The 23,724-nt window shown below is 42.1% G+C and carries 24 protein-coding genes and 1 pseudogene; 21 read left to right on the top strand and 4 right to left on the bottom strand.

Features of this window, described 5'->3' with window-relative positions:
• Positions 1–18 precede the first annotated feature (18 nt).
• The 9 genes and pseudogenes from HP570_RS15780 (at position 19) to HP570_RS15740 (ending at position 9,853) form a co-directional block, all read left to right on the top strand.
• Positions 19–1,380, top strand: a complete 1,362-nt coding sequence (locus HP570_RS15780; RefSeq protein WP_064200062.1) for an ethanolamine ammonia-lyase subunit EutB — start codon at positions 19–21, stop codon at positions 1,378–1,380.
• 20 nt (positions 1,381–1,400) lie between these two features.
• Complete coding sequence (eutC, locus tag HP570_RS15775; RefSeq protein WP_173626329.1) at positions 1,401–2,342, top strand: ethanolamine ammonia-lyase subunit EutC; 942 nt, start codon at positions 1,401–1,403, stop codon at positions 2,340–2,342.
• 30 nt (positions 2,343–2,372) lie between these two features.
• Positions 2,373–3,314, top strand: a complete 942-nt coding sequence (mdh, locus tag HP570_RS15770) for a malate dehydrogenase (RefSeq protein WP_172139361.1) — start codon at positions 2,373–2,375, stop codon at positions 3,312–3,314.
• Between the two features lie 395 nt (positions 3,315–3,709).
• Positions 3,710–5,104, top strand: a complete 1,395-nt coding sequence (locus tag HP570_RS15765) for a helix-turn-helix domain-containing protein (RefSeq protein WP_173626328.1) — start codon at positions 3,710–3,712, stop codon at positions 5,102–5,104.
• A gap of 294 nt (positions 5,105–5,398) precedes the next feature.
• Positions 5,399–5,689, top strand: a complete 291-nt coding sequence (locus tag HP570_RS15760) for an aspartyl-phosphate phosphatase Spo0E family protein (protein WP_173626327.1) — start codon at positions 5,399–5,401, stop codon at positions 5,687–5,689.
• Between the two features lie 191 nt (positions 5,690–5,880).
• A complete protein-coding gene (locus HP570_RS15755; RefSeq protein WP_173626326.1) occupies positions 5,881–7,236 on the top strand; it encodes a helix-turn-helix domain-containing protein in 1,356 nt (451 codons plus the stop codon).
• 98 nt (positions 7,237–7,334) lie between these two features.
• Positions 7,335–8,687: a helix-turn-helix domain-containing protein gene (locus HP570_RS15750; RefSeq protein WP_173626504.1), complete on the top strand. Its 1,353-nt coding sequence runs from the start codon at positions 7,335–7,337 to the stop codon at positions 8,685–8,687.
• A gap of 301 nt (positions 8,688–8,988) precedes the next feature.
• Positions 8,989–9,456: pseudogene (locus HP570_RS15745) on the top strand (ISL3 family transposase); the annotation flags it as partial.
• Positions 9,457–9,553: 97 nt separating this feature from the next.
• Positions 9,554–9,853 (top strand): hypothetical protein, encoded by a 300-nt coding sequence (locus tag HP570_RS15740; protein ID WP_173626325.1) that lies wholly within the window; start codon positions 9,554–9,556, stop codon positions 9,851–9,853.
• A 77-nt stretch (positions 9,854–9,930) separates the two neighbouring features.
• Here the strand turns inward: HP570_RS15740 and HP570_RS15735 are convergent, their stop codons facing one another.
• Complete coding sequence (locus HP570_RS15735; RefSeq protein ID WP_106834697.1) at positions 9,931–10,431, bottom strand: hypothetical protein; 501 nt, start codon at positions 10,429–10,431, stop codon at positions 9,931–9,933.
• 153 nt (positions 10,432–10,584) lie between these two features.
• Here HP570_RS15735 and HP570_RS30060 point away from each other — a divergent pair, with 153 nt between their 5' ends.
• The 7 genes from HP570_RS30060 to HP570_RS15700 all read left to right on the top strand — a co-directional run bounded on the left by HP570_RS30060 (position 10,585) and on the right by HP570_RS15700 (position 15,662).
• Complete coding sequence (locus HP570_RS30060; protein WP_375138856.1) at positions 10,585–10,884, top strand: matrixin family metalloprotease; 300 nt, start codon at positions 10,585–10,587, stop codon at positions 10,882–10,884.
• Between the two features lie 178 nt (positions 10,885–11,062).
• Entirely contained in the window at positions 11,063–11,374 is a 312-nt protein-coding gene (locus HP570_RS15725; RefSeq protein WP_173626323.1) for a hypothetical protein, read from the top strand.
• A gap of 682 nt (positions 11,375–12,056) precedes the next feature.
• Positions 12,057–12,389 carry an aspartyl-phosphate phosphatase Spo0E family protein gene (locus HP570_RS29955; protein WP_173626322.1) on the top strand — a complete coding sequence of 111 codons (333 nt, stop codon included), beginning with the start codon at positions 12,057–12,059 and terminating at the stop codon, positions 12,387–12,389.
• A gap of 42 nt (positions 12,390–12,431) precedes the next feature.
• Positions 12,432–13,493, top strand: coding sequence for an HNH endonuclease (locus tag HP570_RS15715; protein ID WP_173626321.1), 1,062 nt, complete (start codon positions 12,432–12,434; stop codon positions 13,491–13,493).
• A gap of 86 nt (positions 13,494–13,579) precedes the next feature.
• Complete coding sequence (locus tag HP570_RS15710; RefSeq protein ID WP_173626320.1) at positions 13,580–14,083, top strand: SMI1/KNR4 family protein; 504 nt, start codon at positions 13,580–13,582, stop codon at positions 14,081–14,083.
• 228 nt (positions 14,084–14,311) lie between these two features.
• Entirely contained in the window at positions 14,312–14,764 is a 453-nt protein-coding gene (locus tag HP570_RS15705; RefSeq protein WP_173626319.1) for a hypothetical protein, read from the top strand.
• A gap of 436 nt (positions 14,765–15,200) precedes the next feature.
• Positions 15,201–15,662 carry a DUF4309 domain-containing protein gene (locus HP570_RS15700; protein WP_254495305.1) on the top strand — a complete coding sequence of 154 codons (462 nt, stop codon included), beginning with the start codon at positions 15,201–15,203 and terminating at the stop codon, positions 15,660–15,662.
• 113 nt (positions 15,663–15,775) lie between these two features.
• On the opposite strand, the gene HP570_RS15695 is transcribed toward HP570_RS15700, so the two are convergent.
• Both HP570_RS15695 and HP570_RS15690 read right to left on the bottom strand, forming a co-directional pair.
• On the bottom strand, positions 15,776–16,738 hold the full coding sequence (locus HP570_RS15695; protein ID WP_173626317.1) for a hypothetical protein: 963 nt from the start codon (positions 16,736–16,738) through the stop codon (positions 15,776–15,778).
• A gap of 249 nt (positions 16,739–16,987) precedes the next feature.
• Positions 16,988–17,950 (bottom strand): hypothetical protein, encoded by a 963-nt coding sequence (locus tag HP570_RS15690; protein ID WP_173626316.1) that lies wholly within the window; start codon positions 17,948–17,950, stop codon positions 16,988–16,990.
• Positions 17,951–18,234: 284 nt separating this feature from the next.
• Here HP570_RS15690 and HP570_RS15685 point away from each other — a divergent pair, with 284 nt between their 5' ends.
• The 5 genes from HP570_RS15685 (at position 18,235) to HP570_RS15665 (ending at position 22,222) form a co-directional block, all read left to right on the top strand.
• Positions 18,235–18,639, top strand: a complete 405-nt coding sequence (locus tag HP570_RS15685) for an Rv0361 family membrane protein (RefSeq protein ID WP_173626315.1) — start codon at positions 18,235–18,237, stop codon at positions 18,637–18,639.
• Between the two features lie 70 nt (positions 18,640–18,709).
• Positions 18,710–19,171, top strand: coding sequence for a hypothetical protein (locus HP570_RS15680; RefSeq protein ID WP_173626314.1), 462 nt, complete (start codon positions 18,710–18,712; stop codon positions 19,169–19,171).
• Complete coding sequence (locus HP570_RS15675; protein WP_173626313.1) at positions 19,147–19,947, top strand: hypothetical protein; 801 nt, start codon at positions 19,147–19,149, stop codon at positions 19,945–19,947. Before HP570_RS15680 ends, HP570_RS15675 begins: the two co-directional genes overlap by 25 nt.
• 246 nt (positions 19,948–20,193) lie before the next feature.
• Positions 20,194–20,766, top strand: coding sequence for an RNA polymerase sigma factor (locus tag HP570_RS15670; RefSeq protein ID WP_173626312.1), 573 nt, complete (start codon positions 20,194–20,196; stop codon positions 20,764–20,766).
• Positions 20,759–22,222: a DUF4179 domain-containing protein gene (locus tag HP570_RS15665; protein WP_173626311.1), complete on the top strand. Its 1,464-nt coding sequence runs from the start codon at positions 20,759–20,761 to the stop codon at positions 22,220–22,222. Before HP570_RS15670 ends, HP570_RS15665 begins: the two co-directional genes overlap by 8 nt.
• 38 nt (positions 22,223–22,260) lie before the next feature.
• Here the strand turns inward: HP570_RS15665 and HP570_RS15660 are convergent, their stop codons facing one another.
• Complete coding sequence (locus HP570_RS15660; RefSeq protein ID WP_173626310.1) at positions 22,261–23,544, bottom strand: HAD family hydrolase; 1,284 nt, start codon at positions 23,542–23,544, stop codon at positions 22,261–22,263.
• Positions 23,545–23,724 lie beyond the last annotated feature (180 nt).

Raw genomic sequence — 23,724 nt, 5'->3', positions numbered from 1 at the left:
AAGAAGGGGTGGACGTTGATGAACACGAAAACGACTGTGCTTGGACAGACCTATCAATTTCGCGATTTAAAAGAAGTTTTCGCGAAGGCTAATGAAGATAAATCAGGCGACCAGCTGGCTGGTATCGCCGCTGCTGATTCCCGGGAACGTGTAGCTGCCAAGCAAGTTTTGGCTGACCTGACATTGGCGGATATCCGCAACAATCCGATGGTTCCGGCAGAAGAAGACGAAGTATCGCGTGTGATCGAAGAAGGCATCAACGAAAAGATTTACAACGAAATCAAGAACTGGAGCGTAGCTGAGCTGCGCGAGTACATCTTGAGCCATCAAGCAGGCGATAATGAACTCAAGCGAATCAGCCGCGGCTTGTCCAGTGAGATGATCGCAGCGACTGCCAAGCTCATGAGCAACCTGGACTTGATCACGGCTGCGTCCAAGATTAAAGTTGTGACGCATGCCAACACAGCAATCGGTCATAAGGGCGTACTGGCTTCTCGTGTACAGCCGAACCATCCATCCGATAACGTACAAGGCATCAAAGCGTCTCTGTACGAAGGATTGAGCTACGGAATCGGCGATGCGGTTATCGGGATCAACCCGGTTATCGATACAGCGGACAGCGTGAAGGATATTTTGAACATGACCAAAGACGTGATGACCAAGTTTGATATCCCGACGCAAAACTGCGTATTGGCTCACGTGTCCACACAAATGCGTGCCATCCGTAATGGGGCACCAGCAGACTTGATCTTCCAAAGTTTGGCGGGTAGTGAAAAAGGAAACAATGCATTTGGTATTGATGTAGCACTGCTGGATGAAGCAGACGAGCTGATGCGCAAACAAGGCACTTCCTACGGGCCGAACTTCTGGTATTTCGAGACAGGCCAAGGCTCAGAGCTGTCTGCCGAGGCGCATCACGGCATGGACCAGGTAACAATGGAAGCGCGCTGCTACGGACTTGCTCGCAAGTACAATCCGTTTATCGTAAACACAGTAGTTGGTTTTATTGGACCAGAGTATTTGTACGACAGCCGTCAAGTAATCCGCGCAGGGCTGGAAGACCATTACATGGGCAAAATGCACGGTTTGCCGATGGGCTGTGACGTATGCTACACGAACCACATGAAGGTCGATCAAAACGACATGGACAATCTCGGCATTTTGCTCTCGTCGGCAGGCGTTAACTTCGTGATCGGCGTAGCGATGGCAGACGATGTCATGCTCAACTATCAATCAACGAGCTTCCATGATATTGCGGCATTCCGTGAAGTGATGGGACTGCGACCTGCTCCTGATTTTGAAAAATGGCTGGAGAAAATGGGCATCATGGAAAACGGTAGGCTGACTGCAAAAGCAGGCGATCCGACAATCTTCATGTAAGATCAGGAGGTGAAAGACGGATGGAACAACAATTAGATTTCTTGGTAGATAAAGTAGTAGCCGAGCTTCAAAAGAAGCTGGGAGAAGCCACAGAACAAGCTCCGTCACCAAAAGCAGAGACAGGCTTGATTCAACTGAGATCGGAGACAAAGGCAGAGCCAGTAGCAAATGCGACAGCCGCACCGACAACGGCTCCTGTAGTGAACGAGCAGCCTGCTCCATCAGCAGAACCAGAGAGAACCACACATGTACCGAATCCGAAGTACAAGGAAGGCTTGGATGAACTGCTGTCCAGCACGCCAGCGCGCATCGGGGTTTGGCGTACAGGTGTGAGACCTTTGACCAAAACCATGCTCGAATTGCGTCGCGACCATGCTGCGGCTGTAGATGCTGTATACGGTGAAGTCAGTCAAGCGGTGCTCGACCAGTTCTCCCTGTTCACAGTGGAAACACAGTATGACAACACCGAAAACTATTTGAAGCGTCCGGATATGGGGCGCGTCCTCACCGAGGAAGGCGTGCGCTTGCTGCAAGAGCGCGGTCAAAAGAAGCCACAGGTACAAATCGTCGTTTCAGACGGCTTGAGTGCCGCTGCGGTGGATGCGAACCTGAAAGACGTGCTTCCATCTCTGATGGACTCTCTGAAAAGCTACGGACTGACCTGCGGCACTCCGTTTTTTATCAAGGGCGGACGCGTAGCAAGCATGGATCACGTCGGCGAGATTTTGGAGCCGGAAGTATTGGTGCTCTTGATCGGAGAACGTCCAGGATTGGTTACGGCACATTCCATGAGTGCGTACATGTGCTACCGTCCACGCAAAGGTATGGTAGAATCAGAGCGTACAGTGATCTCGAATATTCATCGTCAAGGTACATCTCCTGTTGAGGCGGGGGCCCACATCGGGACAATCCTCTCCAAAATGTTGGAGCAAAAAGCAAGTGGTGTAAAACTAGTCTTGTAATAAAACCAATGACGACGAGGAGGATTCTACATGACATTCCGCAGAAAAAAAGTAGCCGTAATCGGTAGTGGTTTTACGGGAGCGACAACTGCGTTCATCATGGCGCAAAAAGAGCTGGCTGACATCGTATTGGTGGATATTCCGCAACTGGAAAACCCAACGAAGGGGAAAGCACTCGACATGATGGAGGCTTCTCCCGTTCTTGGCTTCGATGCTAGCATTACAGGTACTTCTGACTACAAAGACATCGAAGGCTCCGATATCGTAATCATCACAGCAGGGATTGCACGCAAGCCAGGTATGTCCCGCGACGACTTGGTAGCAACCAATGCATCCATCATGCGCTCGGTTGCTGAGCAAGTGAAAACATACGCTCCAAACTCCATCGTACTCATCCTGTCCAACCCGGTAGATGCGATGACCTATACATTCTACAAAACGTCCGGCTTCCCGAAACACCGCGTAATCGGTCAATCCGGCGTACTGGATACAGCTCGCTTCCGTACGTTCGTAGCGATGGAACTGAATGTATCCGTAAATGACGTAACAGGCTTCGTATTGGGCGGTCACGGTGACGACATGGTACCACTCTTGCGTTACTCCTACGCTGGCGGTATCCCACTCGAAAAATTGATCCCACAAGATCGTCTGGATGCTATCGTCGAGCGTACACGCAAAGGCGGCGGCGAAATCGTAGCTCTCTTGGGCAACGGTTCCGCTTACTATGCACCTGCGGCAGCACTGGTAGAAATGGCAGAAGCGATCTTGAAAGACCAGAAGCGCATCCTGCCATCCATCGCTTTACTTCAAGGCGAGTATGGCTACAACGATATCTACCTGGGCGTACCAACTCTCTTGGGTGGAAATGGTATCGAGCAAGTCATCGAGCTGGATCTGACTGCTGCTGAGAAAGCAGCCTTGGATAAATCCGCAGATTCCGTTCGTGCGGTTATGAAAGTAGCTATGCCATAAGCACAGTATGAAAATGAAAGCTTCGCCAGATATCTTGGCGGAGCTTTTTTTACAATGTGGCTATAAGTAACTGTAGTGGTAGGGAAGAAGCGGATTTCCAGTCTACGCTTCGGCCTACGCCCTGCTGAGGGCGGGTACTGTTCGCTCCGAAATAAATAGCGGGAGCGCGGACTGGAAATCCGCTTCTTCCTACGAGGCTGTATTCGCATGAAAGCTGATTCAACTGATTCAATTGAGTGTAATTGTCACGAAGTGCAAACACCTGTAAAATACTGGAGGAATTGTGCGAAGAGTGACGAACTAGATTACAGAAATGTTAAGGATTGTAAAGAAAAATCTATCAAAAAAATATATTTTGTTGTAAAATTAAGGAAAAAAGTAGGGGTTGATTCTTTATGGGGGGGCTGCAAGGGACAATGCACTGGTCACTGCGGTCAGAAATTGAAAGACACCGTAGAGAGTGCGGCTATACCTTGAGTAAATTAGGTGAATTAACGGGCATCAACCATGGGAGTTTAAGCGAGATCTTGAACGGAAATCCACCGCGGGCTATGACCATTGGTCAATTGGATGCGCTAGCGGCGGTGTTTGGTCGCGAGCCAGGTTGGTTGTACGAATTGTATACGGAAGAATGCATATCAGAGGGGCGAATATCGCGCCCTCGGTTGATACCATATTTAGTTCGATGCGCGGAGGTTGGGCGAAAAGATTGTATAGAAGAGGTTGTTCCTAAATTGTTGGACAACCCTAAAAATATTTCGACCCTCTTTTTAGTGGCGGAGCAGCTATATGAAAGTGGGAAACAAAAAGAGTCCGTACCTTTTTATCAGGCGGTCGTTGATAGCGAGAAGGATGGACATTCTGACCAATTCGTAATGAGTCAGTATCGATTGTTTCGGGCTGCACTCGGAACCAATTCAGAAGAAAATGGGGAGGCAGTTATTCGGTTTTCCCCTTATCGGAATAGACTTCCTGAGAACTATCAGTTGGATGCTTTATTTCAATTAGCGCGGGTTTGTTTCGCTTTGCAGAAATGGAAGAAATCAGAGCAGTATGCAGATGAGTTGCGGTTTCTTGCAGAAACGATTTACATACATGAGTTGGATAGGTTGAAAAGAAACAAAAAAAGAGAACATTTGGAGACAGAGCGCCATTTCGTCTTTTACTATGGTATAGGACATTTATTTAAAGGTCTGGCATTGGAAATGCAAGGGCTGTACGAGCAAGCAAAAACGTATGTACAAGGCTATGCCGATTTAAGTTGGTTTGAACTACTTGATGAAGTTGGACACAAAGAGGTTGAGAAGTTCAGCGTTTGGGCAAAGGCTAACATGTACACGTTAGAGGTATTGAGTGGCAATACAAGTATCTTAGAGGAGTATGCGGACTATCTTGATAGTCTTCCAACGAATGAAATACTTGCCGGTTTAATTTCCATTATGAAATCAGCGAATACCTATCATTTTTGTGTAGATGAGATACTCGAACGTTTTTCTGAGCATATTGCTAGTTTTGACCAGTTTACAGAAGCAATTGGATTGGATCGACATCTTCGCTTTCGTTATCAGGCAGCCTTTTACGAATTCAGTAAAGGAAGGATAGAGAGTGGGATTGATGAGGCATTATATTGCCTTTCTCTAGCCGATTTGGTGAGTCGATATGAAGATGCTCTTAAATGTGTAGCCTTATTTGAAAAATATCGCCAGTACGCATCAACTACACAAGTGGAACAATACCGGGGGATTGTAACAGGAATAAAGAATAGTAAGCCTGCTTTGCAAAATAATTAAACAGTAGTATTAAGGAGGCTAAAATCTATGAAAAGCATACTTCTATCAGCGCTTATGATTCTTGCACTACTTTCCAATTCTCCAATAATAGAAAATCATCCTAAGATCAGTGTTATAATGTATGAGCATGGAAGTGACGCTTAGTAATTTTAGAATCAAGTAAATAGATCGTAACGAAAAGAAAAACATCCCTCCGATGGGATGTTTTTTTCTATTCAATTTTTCTTAGTCAGTGAATTTCTGCACATCCCTGTATAGTAATTATATGTAATAAATTGTAAAAAAAAGGGGGCGTTGGATATTACTGCTATCGCAAATATTTTAGATAGGGATGTTTCTTTTCACCCTGGAAACTCCCCCAAAAAAGGCGCAGCATCAGCCCCTAAAAGTAAGTGTACGATCCGGGGCGTGGTAAAGGAAATCGGTTGCCACTTAGAGTTGGATAATAGAATTGAACAGCTACGACGGGAAATGATGGAGTTGGCGGGAAAGTACGGTCTTTCACATGATAAAGTCTTGGCTGTAAGCCAACAATTGGATAAATATATTGTCATTGCACAAAACAGATTGAAAACGGAAAAGTAAGGATAAGGATAAGGTCATTTCTTCTAACACTTCAAGGCCCCCAAAAACCCTTCCGTTAAGCCATTGTCCGGGTATCTGCTGACTCCTAGGTCAAAAAGTTATGAACTTGATGACGAAATGCTAGGAAGGTAAAGTAGTGTATTTCAAAAAAAAAATTGTGAAATAAAGTAAAAGCGAAGGGATGAACCTTTATGGTAGGGCTGCAAGGGACATTGTATCAGTCACTGCGGTCAGAAATCGAACAGTGTCGGAGAAAGCACGGTTATACATTAAGTAAATTGGGTGAATTAACGGGCATTAACCCCGGTAGCTTGAGTGAGATATTAAATGGAAATCCCCCGAGGGCTATGACCATAGGGCAATTAGATGCGTTCGCTAAGGTATTTGGACGTGAGCAGGGTTGGTTATATGAATTGTATACAGAAGAATGTTTATCGGAGCAGAGAATATCGCGCCCACGATTAATTCCTTATTTGACTCGATGCGTGGAGGTTGGGAGAAAGGATTGCATAGAGGCTGCTGTTCCCATATTGCTGGAGAATCCGAAAAATATCTCAATTCTGTTTGCAGTTGCAGAACAGCTATATGAGAAAGGGCAACTGAAAGAATCGGTGTCCTTTTATGAATATGTCATTGAGAATGAGAAAGATAGCTTTTCTGACCACTTTGTGATGAGTCAGTACAGGCTCTTTCGAATAGTCGTACAAGGAACGAATTTTGAAGAAAATTTGAAAGCAGTTATTCGATTTGATCCGTATCGAAGGCGCTTACCGGAAAATATCCAGTTGGATGCTCTTCTGCAATTGGCGAATGTTTGTTATACGCTGCATAAGTGGAGGCAAATGGAGCATTATGCAGATGAATTAAGAGAATTGTCTACAATTGTCTATGAGGATGAGTTACGAAGGCGAAAAAACAACATACCGAGTGAAATGTTAGCAACAGAACGTCATCTGGTTGTGTACTATGGACAATCATTTCTTATTAAAAGTATAGCATTAGAAAAACAAGAGTTGTATGTAGAAGCGAAGCGATATGTTGAAGGATATGCTGGTTTAAGCTGGTTTGAACTCTTGGATGAAGTTGGACAAATCGAGGTGCAGAAATTTCGAACATGGGCAACAGCCAATTTGTACACATTGAATATTCTGATGGGGGATGGTGAGATCATCCCTGAGTATATTCAATTCCTGGATGATCATCCGAAAGAAATACTTTCCGGTTTAGTAACAATTGTGAAAGCGGCCAATGAGCATGGTTTTTCCATCGATTCAATATTTGATAAATTTGCAGAAAATATAGATAGTTTCAAAGGGCGCATAGACGCTATCGGCATGAGTGAACATATCCAGTTTCGGAATGAAATGGCGAAATACTTGCTAGAAAAAGAGAAGTATGCAGAGGGGCTAAATGAAACGTTTCAGTGTCTCTCTTTATCTGATATTACTAAAGACTATAACAATTATAGCAGTTTGTTCAAATTATGGGTGTGGGTATCAAAGTCGTTAGTGGATAAGCAACAAAGTAGGCAGAGTGATATATGTTAGGCTAAAAATATCCGAATTAGAGGATATTTTTCTATTTGGATATTAGAAACTGCTAGTTCCTTTAAAATTCATAAAATAAAAAACAAGGGAATTATGCTATATGGGGGGCGCAAGGGACATTGTATCGGTCGCTGCGGTCAGAAATCGAACAAAATCGGAAAAAACATGGCTACACATTAAGCAAGCTGGGTGAATTAACTGGCATTAACCCCGGAAGTTTGAGTGAGATTCTAAATGGAAATCCGCCGCGTGCAATCACCATTAGTCAGTTAGACGCGCTAGCCAAGGTGTTTGGTCACGATTCGGGTTGGTTGTATGAATTATACACGGAAGAATGCATATCAGAGGGGAGAATATCGCGCCCCCGATTAATACCATACTTGATTCGATGCGTGGAGGTTGGGCGGAAGGATTGCATAGAAGCTACTGTCCCCCAAATGATGGAGAATCCAAAAAACATCTTGATTCTGTTTGCCCTTGCAGAGCAGCTATATGAGAAAGGGCAACTGATAGAATCGGTACCCTTTTATGAGTATGTAATTGAGAATGAGAAAGATAGCTTTTCTGACCACTTTGTGATGAGTCAGTATCGGTTATTTAGTGCTGTACTTGGGACAAATTCAGAAGAAAATTGGGAGAGTGTGATTCGGTTTTCTCCATATCGCAATCGGCTTCCTGAAAACTACCAACTCGATGCTTTATTCCAATTAGCGCGGGTTTGCTATGCTTTGCAAAAGTGGAACAAATCAGGGGAGTACGGTGACGAGTTACGGCTTCTTGCGGAAACTGTTCACATGCATGAATTGGACAGGTTGAAGAGAAACAAAAAAGGGGAACCCCTGAAACCAGAGCGCCCACTTGTCTATTATTACGGAATGGGACATTTATATAAAGGTGCAACACTGGAAATGCAAGGACTGTATGAAGAGGCGAAGCAGTATGTGCAGGTTTACGCTGATTTAGGATGGTTTGAATTACTAGATGAAGCCGGACGTAAAGAGGTAGAAAGATTCAAAGTATGGGCAAAGGCGAACTCCTACACTTTGGAGGTGTTGTCTGGCAATACTAGCATCATTGAAGAGTATGCAGACTATCTCGATAGTCTTCCCACCACTGAAGTTCTTGCTGGTTTAAATGCCATTATGAAATCCGCTAACACCTACCATTTTTGCGTGGATGAGATTTTAGAGCGCTTTGCCTCCCGAATTGCTAGTTTCGATCAATTTACAGAAGCAATTGGATTGGATCGACATCTTCGGTTTCGATATCAGATGGCTATTTATGAGTTCGGTAAAGGGCGGATAGAGAGAGGAATTGAAGAAACGATATATTGTCTTTCTCTAGCGGATTTGTTAAATCGACACGACGAGACCCTTACATACATAGCCCTGTTTGGATGGTTAGGAAATTTGAATAAGCGAATAGGTAGCCAAAACGAATTAGGTGGCTAGCATCCTGTTAGGTCATAGTAAATATAGCGTAGATTGATGAAACATCCTCTGTCAGGATGTTTTATTATTCCATTTTTTGCAGTCGGTAAAAACCCGCATAACAATTTATGGTTAATTATGTAATAAATCTCAAAATAAGGGGTGGCGAATATTGATATTCCATGAAGCAATAGAAATCTAAGAACAGCTCTAAAAAGAGGAGCCACAGGAGCCACTAAAACCAAGTGCGTAATCCGGTGGTAAAGTAAGGAGGGTGAGACTTATAGCAGCAATTGCATTTAAAAAGGGCGTTCCACCCCTTGTCATTCAGCTCTTCTCCAAATCGCTAGAAGCTGCTTGTAAACGTACCCATTCGCGGGGAAGGCATGAACAACGTCTGCTCCATACCTCTCCTGATAAACTGAAAGCTGAGGAACAGGACGAATTAAAAGTCTGGTTAGCCCAAGATCCCCATCCAGAACGCCTTTACAACGCCCTTCAGCACATGAGAACGGTGTATGCAGCTCATACAGAAGAATCAGGGAAAGAAGCACTCCAACAATGGATTGCTGAGCATCTCACTTCCCCCACCGCTGCCATTCGGTCGATTGCAAAAACGGTTGTCCAATGGCGCGAGTCGATTCAGAATTATTTTTCGTTTCGGGTCACGAATGCTCCGATTGAAGGGACACACAACAAAGTGGAAGTCATTAAGAGACGAGCCTATGGCTATCGCAACATTGAGCGATTCAAGATTCGAATTCGGCTGGAGTGTAAACCAGCCATGTAAAATAGTGAAAAACTACGTTAGAGGAAGATCAAGCACGTTTAACGGTGAAGAGCTATAAAAATACTTTGTCTCTACTATTAACAAGGAGGTTTTATTTATGGGAGTAGATGATTGCACTTTGTATGGGATTCACAAAATGAAGATTGTCTCGCGGGCTATCATTAAGAACAAAAACACGGGCAAAACAATCAATTCACATTGGAGTTATTACAAATGTAAATGTGGAAACTTGTTTGCTTGCAGTGGAGCTCCGCAACTCGGTGAACCGGTTATGGATTATTTAACTAACCACTACATGGATGGTGTGGGAATGAGTGGTATTATTACAATCTTTGTTGATCCAAGTGATATTGAATCAACTACCGACGACACGATTCCAGGTCATAGTTTCATGTGAATTTATGAACAAAATAGAGAAGTGCTACAGTGAAATGTAGTACTTCTCTTTATATTCTCCGAAGAATTAATATTGAATTAATTTTCAAACTGTTTTGTTCTAATATCGTCCCAATAATAATCAATTTTAAAAGTTTCATTTTCAGGTATTAAAGTTACCCTACCTGATTGTTGCTTAACATCGCTTTTTGAAGAGTCCTGTAAAAATATTGTATAACTAATATTTAGTGATCCGGTGGTTTCATCTCTCTTGAAGTCTGTAATTTTTACATCTTCTACCTTCAAAAATATATCGTTATAAGCTAAATAAGCAGCTGTAAAACCAATATTTAATTTGATCAGACTTTCAGGCTCTTCCTTTTTAGTTAAATAGGGCTTTGCTTTTTCTTGGATCACTGGTATATATGCAGTAAAATCTCCAGGGGTTTTTACATATTCTTCTTTTTTGACTTCGTAAAGAATTTTAGTATATTCAACCAAATGCTTCTTAGTTTGTTCTTTTAACTCATCTTCTGAAATTCCAGATGAACATGCGGTCAAGCTGAACAATAGCAAAATAGCTGAAAGTATCATTCTCAAATGAAAAACCCTCCTTTTAGTACGAATTCCTTATATTGGAATTATATCACATTTGTAGAAGTGTTGAAATCTACCACACTATCTCAAAGTACAAAAATTGCATCATCTGCACATTTAGGTTTCGCGCAAGTTAAAAGTGCTTAGTTTCTTAGCATAGGGAAAACTAACAAATCTAAAACAGTAACGCCTTCTTGGGGTAATAAATCAGGAATAAAAAAGGAAGCAGATATTATGATTAATGTCTCTCATAATATATCTTCTACATCTCCTTCAAAATCAAGCTTTGACTTGAAATCTATTATGGCACATGAAATGGGGTATGTTGTGGGACTAGATGACGAAACTAAGCTAAAATATGGTGACTCTGTTATGTACGAATCATTATCAACTAATGAAATTAGATACAATCTTAGTAAAGACGACGAAAATGGCTACCATACCATTTCCTGGTAGGAGGGATAAGAATGACTAATAAAAAGCAATTGCTATCGGGCTATTAGCTTTCAGCTTTTCATTAGGGTTCGGATTGAATATATAATCACAAAGTTTAGTCAGTGGAAACGTAACTGAAATCAACAGACATGGACTTGTCCCTAGATATAGTATCGAAGAGTTAGCCGCCGGAAGTCAGTTGATTATTAAAGGTACTATCGTTGATATTGATAAGGATAAATGGAATACTGAAGATGGTGGACAACCGGAAGAAATTGGGGTTTCTGATTCGATCTACAGAGATGTTTCTGTAGAAATAGACGAAGTTCTCAAAGGAAACCAGGAAAAAGGTGATATAGTCGTCGTTCGGATGTATGGTGGTGAGATAAATAATACAGTAATCAGAGCTGACTATGAGGCTTCGTTTACAGAAGATGAAGAAGTTGTTCTTTTCTTAATTGTAGACGACTCCCTGAAAAATAAAGATGGCTCAACCGATATCATTATATAACCTTAGGTAATTACCAAGGAAAGTATGAGGTTAGTGATTCGAAATCTAAAGTGTTTATTCAAGGAAAAGCAGATAAAAAAGTTTCATCCTTGGAAAATTTACTCGAAAAAATTGAGGATCACAAAAACGATCCGTTGCCACCTCAATTAGCAGAAAGTGACGAACCAGATTTGGAAAAATAAAAGGGCACTTGTAAGATTCTGAACCAATAGCCCAATCAAAAAGTGCACCCTTTGTCTTGCACGCCATAATTTAATATGGCCAGTTTCTTCTGAAAAAAGGAGAAATATTAGATTCCGGTTATCAAAAATGAAGTTGTAGACTGTTTGTGTCTACAACTTCATTTTAAGACGAGATCCCTACATACATAGCCCTGTTTGGATGGTTAGGGAATTTGAATAAGCGAATAGCTAACGAAAACGAGTTAGGCGGCTAGCATCCTGTTAGGTCAGTGTGAATATAGCGTAGATTGATGAAACATCCTCTGTCAGGATGTTTTTTTATTCCATTTTTTGCAGTCGGTAAAAACCCGCATAACAATTCATGGTTAATTATGTAATAAATCTCAAAATAAGGAGGAGGCGAGTTGCATGAAGCAATAGAAATCTAAGAACAGCTCTAATAAGAGGAGCCACAGGAGACACTAAAACCAAGTTCATAATCCGGTGGTAAAGTAAGGAGGGTGAGACTTATAGCAGCAATTGCATTTAAAAAGGGCGTTCCACCCCTTCGACAGGTTAAAGGAACGCCCGCAGGAGGAGCAGTTACAGCTCCTATAAGTAAATGTATCACGCTACCTCTAGATCGGGAAGGAGTAACCTATCACGATATTGATCATTTGAAAAACATTGTGGAACAATTGCGCAGACAACTGGTGCAATTGTATTTAGAGAAGAATGATTTCTTGGATGATGAAGTCGTGGCATTAAGCCAGAAATTGGATCGGTATATTCTGATGATTCAATCAAAAACGATAAAAAAGAATGAATTAATTTCTACAGAATTAGATCAGTAGCGCAAAGATGTAGAAACATGAAAAGAGGGAGTGGGGAAGGCTATGAAGAAATTCAAAAGAGCATTAGTGCCTTTTGTCGTATTCTCATTGTTATTTGCTCCTGTGTCAGTCTCGACGCCTGCATCTGCTGAAAGTACAAAGGAAATCGCTGAGACAGAAGAAGTCATTGATTTCGAAAACCTTCCCATTCAATTGGCGGAGGGGGTAACACTAGAGGAATTGGCAGAGGCCATCAATGAACCACGCATCCTTGAAAGCAAAAACGTAAGTATTATAGAGAACAACTCAGCGGATGAAGTCATCGGAGAGCGTCAAATGGTGTATAGCCCCAATGCAGCCCCGGTTGAAAAAGAAGATGACTCAAAATTTGACTTCGGTGCCTTCTCTTACAATAGTGCCGACAAAGCTGCCAAGGTTGCTGAATCTGACACTGATGAGATTGAGCCAAGTAGTTGGCGTCCTAGCATTGATGGAGTGTTCTTTGATCACAAGATGACGTCCGACTGGGCTGGTGGTGACGTATACTCGACAGTTAAAGTAATCGCCGTGGTAGGCAGAGTAGCCTCTGTGGACGCTACTCACACTATCATCCGTTCGGAAAAAGAGGACGGGAAATACAACGCAGAAAGAAATGGAAATTTGTATTTTAATCCTCCTTACGAGAACCTATCTACGCATAGGGTACGCGCTAAAGCGGAGACTTACTGGTGGTCTGGGAAATTGGAGGGAACTGTTAGATACTTGGGAGGAGGCTCCTCACCTATCGCCCCTTTGAAGGAAGTAGAACGTATCCTGACTAACAATAAAGGCGAAATTTACCCTGATTACGTCGATCCGCAGTCAAACATCAAGTTAATTAAACCGGACGCGGACCTAATGCCCCATAAGAGGGAGCGAGATCCGGGATATAGAAAGGACTTCGAGAGACGTTACACTGGTTACTTCGGCTCCCCTCAATATTTCACTTGGGATGATGTTGAAATCCATCATATGATTCCACTAGAATATTATGGAAGAAACGATTTTGACAACCTGATCCCTCTTCTCAAAAAGGATAGAAAAAACGATTACATTCTGCTGCATAAGGAAGTAACTGACTGGTGAAATAGTTATCGTAAGAATTGAGAAAAATGGACTACCTCCTGTGTGGCGGTAGTCCGTATTTTCATTAGAAAGGGTGTGAATACTGCGTGAGTAATACTGTTGACCGCATTTTAAACAAAATCAAGGGAAGAAGAGAACAATTGGACAGGAATTTGCATATTATCGGTGGAGAGTTTGAGTTTGTTTTTCAAATGTCCACTGACTTTGACGCTGAGATAAAGAAGCTAAAGTCGTTTGAGCTACCAGGGGATTATGTGAGCTACTTATGTCAGTACAGCAGAGCCGTATTATTTCGAGATTTTGAATTTGGTAGCAGTCTGTTCACAATATTAGACCCTCACAATGTTATTGAATATTGGAAAGGATACAGCATAGATCACCCTTACTATCCTATCGCATGGAGCAGTCACTCTTTAGGCTGTATATGCGTGGATCAAGACCGCCTAGATAATGGAAACGGCTACCTCACATGGATCGAATCGATGGACCCTGATAATCCCATCGACATTGACCTGACATTTATAGAATGGTTGGATAAGCTCATCGAGCATGAAGGGAAGGAATTCTGGATTCCACCTTACGAAGAATAGCCACAGACGCGAGAAAGCGCGTCTGTTTTTATGAAGAACGTCCTAATGTTTTCCGCAGAATCCGAACCTTGATAGGATGGTTACTCATATACACATCACAGATTGATGTATTTAATACAAAAGCTAGTAAGCTTGTAGAGGAGCATTGAGGGAACGTTACTTCCCGGTCTTGCTAAAAACTTTGAAAACGCCACGTTCAAATCATACTTTGAGATAGGAGGTTTACATTTGAAAAAAGCGATACTAGTATTTCTGATTCTCCCACTTCTTTTACTCGGCGCTTGTTCCGAAAAGGAATGGTCCTACAAGTACGAAGGAGCTACTGACAATTGGAATGGAGTTACTGAAATTTTTCCCGATAAAGAAAATGGTGCACGCTTTGTAGGTAAAATTAAGTATTTAGGAAATGGTGATGTTAAGAAGCTTCAATTTATTTCTGAATTAACCCAAACAAGTCAACAAACAGGTAGTGTTCAAACCCCCAATTTTAAAGAGGGTTATATCATCATCTTTCAAGATGTACCTAACACGGATAGCACTAAAAATGATTTTAAGAATGGAGTAACGGACGAAGAAGTAAAATCGTTTTTTGGTGACTATCCTGTTTTCAAAATTGATTGGACTGATGAGGAAGGTATAGATCACACTGAAACTATTTACTTAAAGTATGTGGCTCAATAATAAAAGCAACAATGGCTAGGAACCTTTTGATAGCTTCCCGTAATTTAAAATAGCGTTGAATTGGGTGATTAGGTGTATAAATACGTAGCTCTTTTCACTGGTATTCTAGTTTCAGTAGTTTTAATAATGACTGTACATACGAATTTCGCCATCCTACTTGGCATTTCTCCAGCGTTGTTTTATGGAATGAAAACGTATGAAAATGCTAAACAGAAAAAGCCAATAAAAAATGATTTAATTTCAACCATCTTAATCTTACTAGTAGTTCCTATTGCATTTCTAATCGTAATCAATCGTTGATCCTGCCACTGACAAATTTATTTAGTTGTATATCGAATTAAGTTTTATGAGGAGTGTGGTTGATCTGCCTAAAATATATTGTAATGCTTTGCTTGTTGTAGTTCTTAGCACAATAACTTTATTTGGTTGCTCCAATATGTCTGAAAAAACTGAAGATATCGCTGTTAATTCTGCTCAATCGGACACTTTGGAGAAAGTAAAAAATGGGCAATTAGAAGGTGTCTTAATTGGCATCGGAGCAACAAAGAAAGAGGTTCTGGATAAAATCGGAGCCCCCGTCAAGAGCGGAAATTCTGAGTATGGATCCACAATATACTATGAGGGTTTTGATTTACAATTCGAAGACTATGCTAATTCAATTGAAGAAGTAAAGGATACGAGTAAAGTCGTCCTAATGAATGCCGCACCAAAGACTGTTGGAATGACTGGAAAACCTGAGGAAATCAAAAAAAACTTAGGAGAACCCTCTAGAGAGTTTATGGATGACTCAGGTGATCATACGTTTATATTGGAATATGAAAACAATGGAAACCTACTAAGATTTACGTTTGATTCAAAAGAAAGTCCAGTAAAGTATGTTACCCTTCGAGTCCAATAAGGTTGACTACCTGGCTTATTGTGGCCTGAATTCTGAAAAATTACTGCATAAAAAAGGAGGCGGTTCTCCCGCCTCTTCTCTTTTACTTGTGTACCCCAGTTAACTCGGTTTTTCTACCATTCCGTTTCTGTTCTGTGTTCAATCATTTGCAATACTTTTGGTTCAGCTGCTTTCATCATTTCTTTCAGTGATTGCTCGGTGATTGGTACTCCATCCCCTTGAAGTTGTCCTCTAGCCTGTGTTTCTGCAATCACATCAAGCACTTGTTGTTTCGTGACATTTTTAGATGCTGCAATCTCCACAACAGTTTTACCTTTTGCTAATTCTTGTTTTAATTCTGTCGGGCTGATTTTTAGTAAAGCAAACAGTTTTTCATCGTTTAAAAAGTTATCAGCAAAATAATCAGGCTTACCATTTCTAGAGAATAGGCCTTCTACTTTCATGTTTGAAGGTGTATCAGAAGGTGTATCAGCTGTAGGAATACCTACGATCTTAGTAAGACTAATGGTATTGTCCTGAACAAAAACCTGGAAGACCGGTTTATCGAACATCTCATTGGTGTAATTCAACATCCATGTTTTTTGATTTGGATTCTCCATTTGCTCGATAGCAACTTTGTATTGTTCGACGTTGCCATACATTTTATTAATAAGATCAGATACCTTCGCCTTGATTTCCTGATCGGTTAACGTAATGAGTGACTTCTCCTTAGGCTCCCAATTCTCTTGAATCACGTGTTCAATCTCACCCGTACTACCGTTTGTATGGAGGGTAATCTTTTTGCCGGTTCCTCCTTTTTCTTGTAGTACGATGCTTGTTTGTTTCATGTTAGTTACATTTTTCCCTTTGGATACATCACCCTGAACGTTGCTTGCATCGATAATCTCAAACGATTTTGTTTCAGGATATGCGAGATACAGCTTATCGAGCGTTGATTTGCCAACTTCATCCACCTTGACTTGTTCAGCAGTCATCGGTGTTCTTGTAGGCATGTCAATCACGCCAGAAGCCGCAAATGCTGCAACTGGAATCAAAATCGCAGTAGCAACCACTCCACCAATTAAACGTTTTTTCATAATTAATCCGCTCCTTTTTTGTTGTAAATAATGTGAATTGGATTGTTCTATTTGTTCTCTGAATAAGCAGCTTACACACTATATTGCCTCTTTAGCGGAAAAAGGTTCGGTTCATATCTTATTTTTTTTCGTGAGCAGACCACATGCCCATCAAGAGAAGAACCACCTGTCTGAAAAATTAGTCCATAAAAGAAGAGATGGTTCCCCCGCCTCTTCTTTTACTTGTGTAACCCAGTTAACTCTGTTTTTCTACCATTCCGTTTCCGTTTTGTGTTCAATGACTGGCAATACTTTTGGTTCAATTGCTTTCATCATTTCTTTCAGTGCTTTCTCGGTGATCGGTACTCCATCCCCTTGAAGTTGTCCTCTAGCCTGTGTTTCTGCAATCACATCAAGCACTTGTTGTTTCGTGACATTTTTAGATGCTGCAATCTCCACAACAGTTTTACCTTTTGCTAATTCTTGTTTTAATTCTGTCGGGCTGATTTTTAGTAAAGCAAACAGTTTTTCATCGTTTAAAAAGTTATCAGCAAAATAATCAGGCTTACCATTTCTAGAGAATAGGCCTTCTACTTTCATGTTTGAAGGTGTATCAGAAGGTGTATCAGCTGTAGGAATACCTACGATCTTAGTAAGACTAATGGTATTGTCCTGAACAAAAACCTGGAAGACCGGTTTATCGAACATCTCATTGGTGTAATTCAACATCCATGTTTTTTGATTTGGATTCTCCATTTGCTCGATAGCAACTTTGTATTGTTCGACGTTGCCATACATTTTATTAATAAGATCAGATACCTTCGCCTTGATTTCCTGATCGGTTAACGTAATGAGTGACTTCTCCTTAGGCTCCCAATTCTCTTGAATCACGTGTTCAATCTCACCCGTACTACCGTTTGTATGGAGGGTAATCTTTTTGCCGGTTCCTCCTTTTTCTTGTAGTACGATGCTTGTTTGTTTCATGTTAGTTACATTTTTCCCTTTGGATACATCACCCTGAACGTTGCTTGCATCGATAATCTCAAACGATTTTGTTTCAGGATATGCGAGATACAGCTTCTCAAGCGTTGATTTGCCAACCTCATCCACCTTGACTTGTTCAGCAGTCATCGGTGTTCTTGTAGGCATGTCAATCACGCCAGAAGCCGCAAATGCTGCAACTGGAATTAAAATCGCAGTAGCAACCACTCCACCAATTAAACGTTTTTTCATAATTAATTCGCTCCTTTTTTGTTGTAAATAATGTGAATTGGATTGTTCTATTTGTTTTTGAATAAGCAGCTTACACACTATATTGCCTCTTTAGCGGAAAAAGGTTCGGTTCATATCTTATTTTTTTATATCGTGAGCAGGGCCCATCCAGCCAAATGCGGATTTACAATGATAAGCGGTGTAAATGGCTTTTGGTGGCAGTGGTTCTTTAGTATCATTTATTGCGATGGTAAAATATGTAATTATATACAGATAAACAGTTTAATTGATTGGGAGGTAAGAGCATGAAAAAGTCTGCTAAAGTTGCTGCAATTCTACTACTTGGAGCTGTTGTGGTTACTGGCGGTATTTGGACTTCCAACACTTACGCTTCGGTTAATGAGGAAAATGAAGTAAAAGAAATGGTTCAAATCTATTTGGAAGCTCTTGAGAACGGTGACACTCCAACGATGGTTGAATACACAATTGATGAGCGCTTTGATAATGATAAAGACAAACAGAACGTGTACGAAAGTTTTGGTACTCAAAAGATGGATATAGATATGGATTCCGTATCGGTAGAAAAGATTGAAGATGAAAAAATGAGTGTTACGTTTCATTATTCGAACGAACATGTTTCGGAAGATATAACTCTTCCAGTTGTTAAAGAAAATGATCAATGGAAAGTAGTAATTGAAAATACAAGATAGTACAACAGCAATCTCTGAACGAGTTTCCGAAGCCGATTGGCCTGAATAAAAACACGTAGGAGGTAAAAGTATGAAAAAAAGAAATGCATTTATTCTGGGGCTTGTTCTCGCTGGTGCAATTTTCGCTGGCAGTAATCTATATACAAGTGAAGATATTGAGCAATACGAAAAAGGAAATCACTTGGTAGCTCTTCATTCATTGGGAATCAAAGTAAATTCAGATGAACTGGCACCTATGCAAGCTTTGACTGACGAAAATGGGAAAGAGTGGATTTATAACAAATTCTCCAAAAGAGCCCCACTAATAGAAAAAATAATAGATGAACGTTCTGTAGACGTGAAGGATGCATTCATTGAAGTTCAGGACGAGATCATGCAGAAATATACCAAAAAAGGAGATACCCTTCCGGTTATTCTTTTGGATGAAAATTTAAATGAAGGCTATTTCGCGTTCAATAGACAAGATGGGGAAACCTTGTCTTTCAAAATCAAGTATGACAATGGGTCATGGGGATACGAGTTGGAAAAATAATATCGAAGTTGCTTCTAGTAAGCCATGTACCTCTACTACTGATTTATCATTGGGTTGAAAGGGGAGTACTAACGATTAGTATTAAAAATTTTAATTCTACGAAAAAAATAGCACTAGCTACAATTGCAGGACTTGCTGTTTATTATATAGGTGACTTGAAAAAACAGCCTTTCCTTTATTCCAGTGATTCAGATTATAGAATCGTTTCTGGTGAGGCATCGTTTAGGGAGACATTCACTAACGTGGAGGGTTTGGCTGAAAATGCAGATATCATTGCCGAAGCTGAGGTTATTTCTCAAGTATATCACCCTGAATATGAATACCTTACTGTATATACAGTCTCTGAATTAAAATTAACGAAAGTCTATAAAGGTGATGTAGAGATAGATGATACAGTATCTGTACTGGAAACTGGAGGGGAATTCGATGAAAGAGAGGTGACCAAATATTTCTCAGGAAAGCGAGGATTTGAATTGAATGAAGATCTTGGTGATCCTAGAATAATAACGGTAGGGATTGCAGGAAGTATTCCTATGAAAGAAGGAAATACATATTTTGTTTTCTTAACAGAAGATGACGATGACATCTATAACATAGTAGGGTCCGTTCAAGGAAAGATAAAAATTAATAGCGAGAACACTCTGGTTTCACAAGTTTCTCCAGAGACAATAGATCAGCATGGTGATCTTTATTTCCTCCCAGAAAATTATTCAGGGCAGAATATTTCTGAACTTAGAAACGAAGTTGAACAACTCATTGCATCCTCTCCCAATTAGTACCCCAAAGTCTCTCTCAACCGAAATATCATTACGAAGTAGATAGAAAAAGGAGATCACGGATAATTACAAAGGAAGCCGGGAGCCTAGGTGCTCCCTATTTTCGTTGTAATGGCATAGCGGAGCATACTTTCTGTTCAGGGGACGGGTTTTTCCATGTTTCATATTTTTTCGCCTACGTAACGTGAACCAAACTCCGCGTTCTTGTGAATATACAGTAGAGAAAAAACGAGGGGAGGAAACGCTGTGGATGAGTGGGAGTTGATTGCCAAATGTCAAGAGAACGAGCCTGAGGCCTTTGAACAATTGGTCAAGCCCTATCTGGCGATGGCATACCGGACAGCGTATTTGATCATTCATGACAAGCATCTGGCGCAGGACGCCGTTCAGGAAGGGCTCATCGAAGCGTATCAGCACATAGACCGACTCGATAAAAAACGGGGAATGGTCTTTCGCAATTGGCTGTACCGGATCATTACGTTTCGGGCTCTGAATTTGGTACGTAAGCAGAAGCCTGTGGTGGAATACGAAGAGATGATCCCGGAAGAAGCGACGACGCCGTTGGACAACGTGATCAAGCAGGAGGAGCAGCGGCAAATATGGCAGGCGATTCGCAGCATGAAGGCGGAGCATCGCGCGGTCATTATTCTTTACTATTACGAGGGCTTCAGCGTGTCGGAGATCGCCAAAATTACGGGTTCCTTTGAGGGGACGGTCAAATCGCGCATGCACAAGGCGAGGAAGCTGATCGCACAACAATTGGACAAGGATTGCAAACGATCTGATTTTTTGCGGGAAGGGGCAATGACGCATGACTAACGAGGAGCGGCAAATCCAAGAGACGCTTAGGAAAGTAGCGGGAGCTGTCGAGACGCCGAATTTTCAAATGCCAGGTAAGAATCACGTAGTGCAAGTGAGAAGACGCTTAGTTTTCCGAAGCAAAAAATGGACATCCATCGGCATCGCTTCCGCTATCGTACTTGGGCTGATCGGAACCATGCAAGTGTCCCCAACGTTTGCGGCCTATGTCAAATCGATCTTTGCACAAGACGGGTTCGATGAAGGAGTGCAACAGGCGGCGAGACAAGGCTTCTCCGAAGCATCGAATCTTTCTGTTACGGATCAGGGGATTACCTTGGAAGTAAAGGAAATCATCGCTGATCCGGTTCAGGTAATGGTTGCTTTCATGATTAAACAGTCGGATGGCAAGCAGTTGCTCCCTACATATCTGACAGCGACAAACGCAGAATCCAATGCAGTTGAATTGCTGGATGCGAAAGGGGCGGTCATTTCTGACGAGTGGGGAACGACCTTTGAAGATAATGCCGGATTTATCCGGTTTATCCTCGGGAAAAAAGAACAGGAGCCCCTTCCGAAAACGTTGTCGATCCATTTTGATGAAATCGGTGATAGAAAAGGAAACTGGAAGCTGCAAGTTCCGATCACGATGGCAAAAACAACGGCTGCAACGACTGTGCTGCCTGTCAATCAAACGCAAGTGACGAAGCATGGATTGAAGATGACCCTGCACCAGATCGTCAACACGCCAACGGCCACCCGAATTGAGCTGGAGACACAATGGACAGAGGCGTCCAAAAAACAATTGGAACAAGAAGCAAAAAAGCTAACCGGAAAGACGACGAACCCCGATTATGCTCCATTTCTTCCGTATCAGCAATATAGGCTGGGATATTACTACGAGGGAGCAGATGGCAGCAAGGGGAAGGAAAGAATCATATATAATTCGTATCCCATTGATCGCTATGGGCATTTCCGTTGGATCAATGACGACGATCCGTTGCCAAAAGGCAAAGCAGCGACACTGGTCATAAATAGCCTTCATAAGGCGATCCCGTACGATATGAGTGTCACCTTCCATCCGGATGAATTGAACAAGAAGCCAGTGATCCAACAAGTGGGAGAAGATATCTTTACGTTGAAAAGCATCAAGCTGGCAAAAGATGATGATTCGGGAAAACAGCAAATGGAAATGGAGATCGATGTACTTTCCAAAGATATTACGAGAATTTATTTGCCTTGGTGGGTACTTCAAGATGGGCAGGGGACAACCTACCGGGCTAAAAAGGGTCATCAATCCAAGGGACCCGTTGATCAGTCAGGACGCGAGCGAGCAACGTACAAAATTCGGCTGGAGGACAGCGGTCATTGGGAAGGAGGGGAAATAACCAAGCTCCCGGAGAAGATAACGCTACGACTGGATGCTGTTCAGAAAAAATATCCGCTAGAGTGGCGAATTCCAGTTACCCATCCATAAAGATAAAACCGCCCCGTACAAAGGGCGGTTTTTCCTGTTTATTTCGCGACCAACTGCGGCTCTTTCTGCCCAAGTCGGATCGTGGCTTCGCTCGGAATCCACATACCTGTGTTCTCGTCACGTCCTTGCAGGACTACAGTCGGGTTTGCTTTGCCCATCTGTTCGGCACCTTTGGTAATTTGCTGCCCAATTTTGCCGCCCTTGACGCGGTTCACGACGAGCGCGAGTTTTACGCTGTCGAGTTCAGTCATCATCTCGAAATCACCGTTGCTATCGCCTGCGATGAAGATAGGGCCATGACCATACTTTTTCACCAATACATCCTGGATCACTTCCGTCTTGCCGTGGCCTACCGTGATCGGGTAGTCAGGCTGGTACACATTCGTGATCCGTCCGTTTTCTGTTTTCAGACGCATGCCGATGATGTTCTCCGCTGGGAGATTGTAGCCATATTTCGGGAGAGTAGCGAAAACACGAACAACATCCTCCAAGGAGGCACTCACGACATATACGTCGATGCCATTGGCACGCAGTGTGTTCATCAGGTTTGCTACTTCGGAAGTCAGGCGTAAGCCCGTTGTATGAGAGGCTTTCACCACGCCTGCTTTGCCTGCCAACGATTTCGGGCTCGTCCAGGTTACTTTTTCAATCGCCATGCCCAGGCCAAGATCATTGGATGCTTCCGCCAACTGTTGCACTTCTTCCACTGTCATGTTCGTGAAGAGGTAGAGGATCCACGGATAGCCAATCGAGGTGCTGTGTGTATCGTTGATCGCTTCATACAAGAAAAACAGCTTGGCTTTAAAATCTGCGAATTGCTCTGTTGCTGTCACTTCCTCCAGCGACTTCGTTCCTTTAAGACCTTGATAATTTTGATATAAGTACGTGTAGTCTGCTACGAGATCAGTCGCGATGGCATCGAGTGTGACAGGCTTGCCGTCGACATTTTTATACGAATCGGAAAACGGCCCTTCTGGTACATTCGTGCGGATAACCTTCCCGAATTCTTCTGGTGTGAGCTTGTAAGCCAAATGGTTGATCTGGTAAACAAGCAGCGCTTCCTCTGTGTCATGCATAATGCTCGTATTGTCCCAGTCAAAAACGGCATACGGTTTCTTTTTGGCATTGTAGGAGGCACTCTTGATGCCGTTTTTCTCAATCATTTCGTTGACGGCTTGATAAGTCGCAGGTGCCCATTTCCCCTTGTCGAGCATCTGCACGTTGGTGTCCTTGGCCAATGCTGGCATCTGCATCGCGAGTAGAGCGACGATCATCAGCATGGTCAGCCACCACGTTTTGGGTTGTGTTTTTCTGTGTGACATGTTGTCATCCCCTTCTTCTTTTTCTCGATCCCTCAAATGAAAACGTTATCATTTTTTCAAAAGAAAAAGGCCTTCCCCACGCCTATTGATAAAGCGCGGGTAGAAGACCTCATTGTCTTAAGCGTTTTCATTTGTATTCTAATCATACTAAATTTAACAGCAAAAGCAAGAAGATTCCGA

The sequence above is a fragment of the Brevibacillus sp. RS1.1 genome, assembly GCF_013284365.1.
Taxonomy (GTDB): domain Bacteria; phylum Bacillota; class Bacilli; order Brevibacillales; family Brevibacillaceae; genus Brevibacillus; species Brevibacillus brevis_D.
This window is presented reverse-complemented; position numbering and strand designations above follow the sequence as displayed.

What these genes read in the sequence shown, in the direction of transcription:
- HP570_RS15715 (WP_173626321.1), top strand. Translation starts at nt 12,432, where the DNA reads ATGAAGAAATTCAAAAGAGCATTAGTGCCTTTTGTCGTATTCTCATTG.
- HP570_RS15700 (WP_254495305.1), top strand. Translation starts at nt 15,201, where the DNA reads ATGTCTGAAAAAACTGAAGATATCGCTGTTAATTCTGCTCAATCGGAC.
- HP570_RS15755 (WP_173626326.1), top strand. Translation starts at nt 5,881, where the DNA reads ATGGTAGGGCTGCAAGGGACATTGTATCAGTCACTGCGGTCAGAAATC.
- eutC (WP_173626329.1), top strand. Translation starts at nt 1,401, where the DNA reads ATGGAACAACAATTAGATTTCTTGGTAGATAAAGTAGTAGCCGAGCTT.
- HP570_RS15660 (WP_173626310.1), bottom strand. Translation starts at nt 23,544, where the DNA reads ATGTCACACAGAAAAACACAACCCAAAACGTGGTGGCTGACCATGCTG.
- HP570_RS15680 (WP_173626314.1), top strand. Translation starts at nt 18,710, where the DNA reads ATGAAAAAAAGAAATGCATTTATTCTGGGGCTTGTTCTCGCTGGTGCA.
- HP570_RS15685 (WP_173626315.1), top strand. Translation starts at nt 18,235, where the DNA reads ATGAAAAAGTCTGCTAAAGTTGCTGCAATTCTACTACTTGGAGCTGTT.
- HP570_RS15695 (WP_173626317.1), bottom strand. Translation starts at nt 16,738, where the DNA reads ATGAAAAAACGTTTAATTGGTGGAGTGGTTGCTACTGCGATTTTGATT.
- HP570_RS15765 (WP_173626328.1), top strand. Translation starts at nt 3,710, where the DNA reads ATGGGGGGGCTGCAAGGGACAATGCACTGGTCACTGCGGTCAGAAATT.
- mdh (WP_172139361.1), top strand. Translation starts at nt 2,373, where the DNA reads ATGACATTCCGCAGAAAAAAAGTAGCCGTAATCGGTAGTGGTTTTACG.
- HP570_RS15665 (WP_173626311.1), top strand. Translation starts at nt 20,759, where the DNA reads ATGACTAACGAGGAGCGGCAAATCCAAGAGACGCTTAGGAAAGTAGCG.
- HP570_RS15740 (WP_173626325.1), top strand. Translation starts at nt 9,554, where the DNA reads ATGGGAGTAGATGATTGCACTTTGTATGGGATTCACAAAATGAAGATT.
- HP570_RS15675 (WP_173626313.1), top strand. Translation starts at nt 19,147, where the DNA reads ATGGGGATACGAGTTGGAAAAATAATATCGAAGTTGCTTCTAGTAAGC.
- HP570_RS15690 (WP_173626316.1), bottom strand. Translation starts at nt 17,950, where the DNA reads ATGAAAAAACGTTTAATTGGTGGAGTGGTTGCTACTGCGATTTTAATT.
- HP570_RS15780 (WP_064200062.1), top strand. Translation starts at nt 19, where the DNA reads ATGAACACGAAAACGACTGTGCTTGGACAGACCTATCAATTTCGCGAT.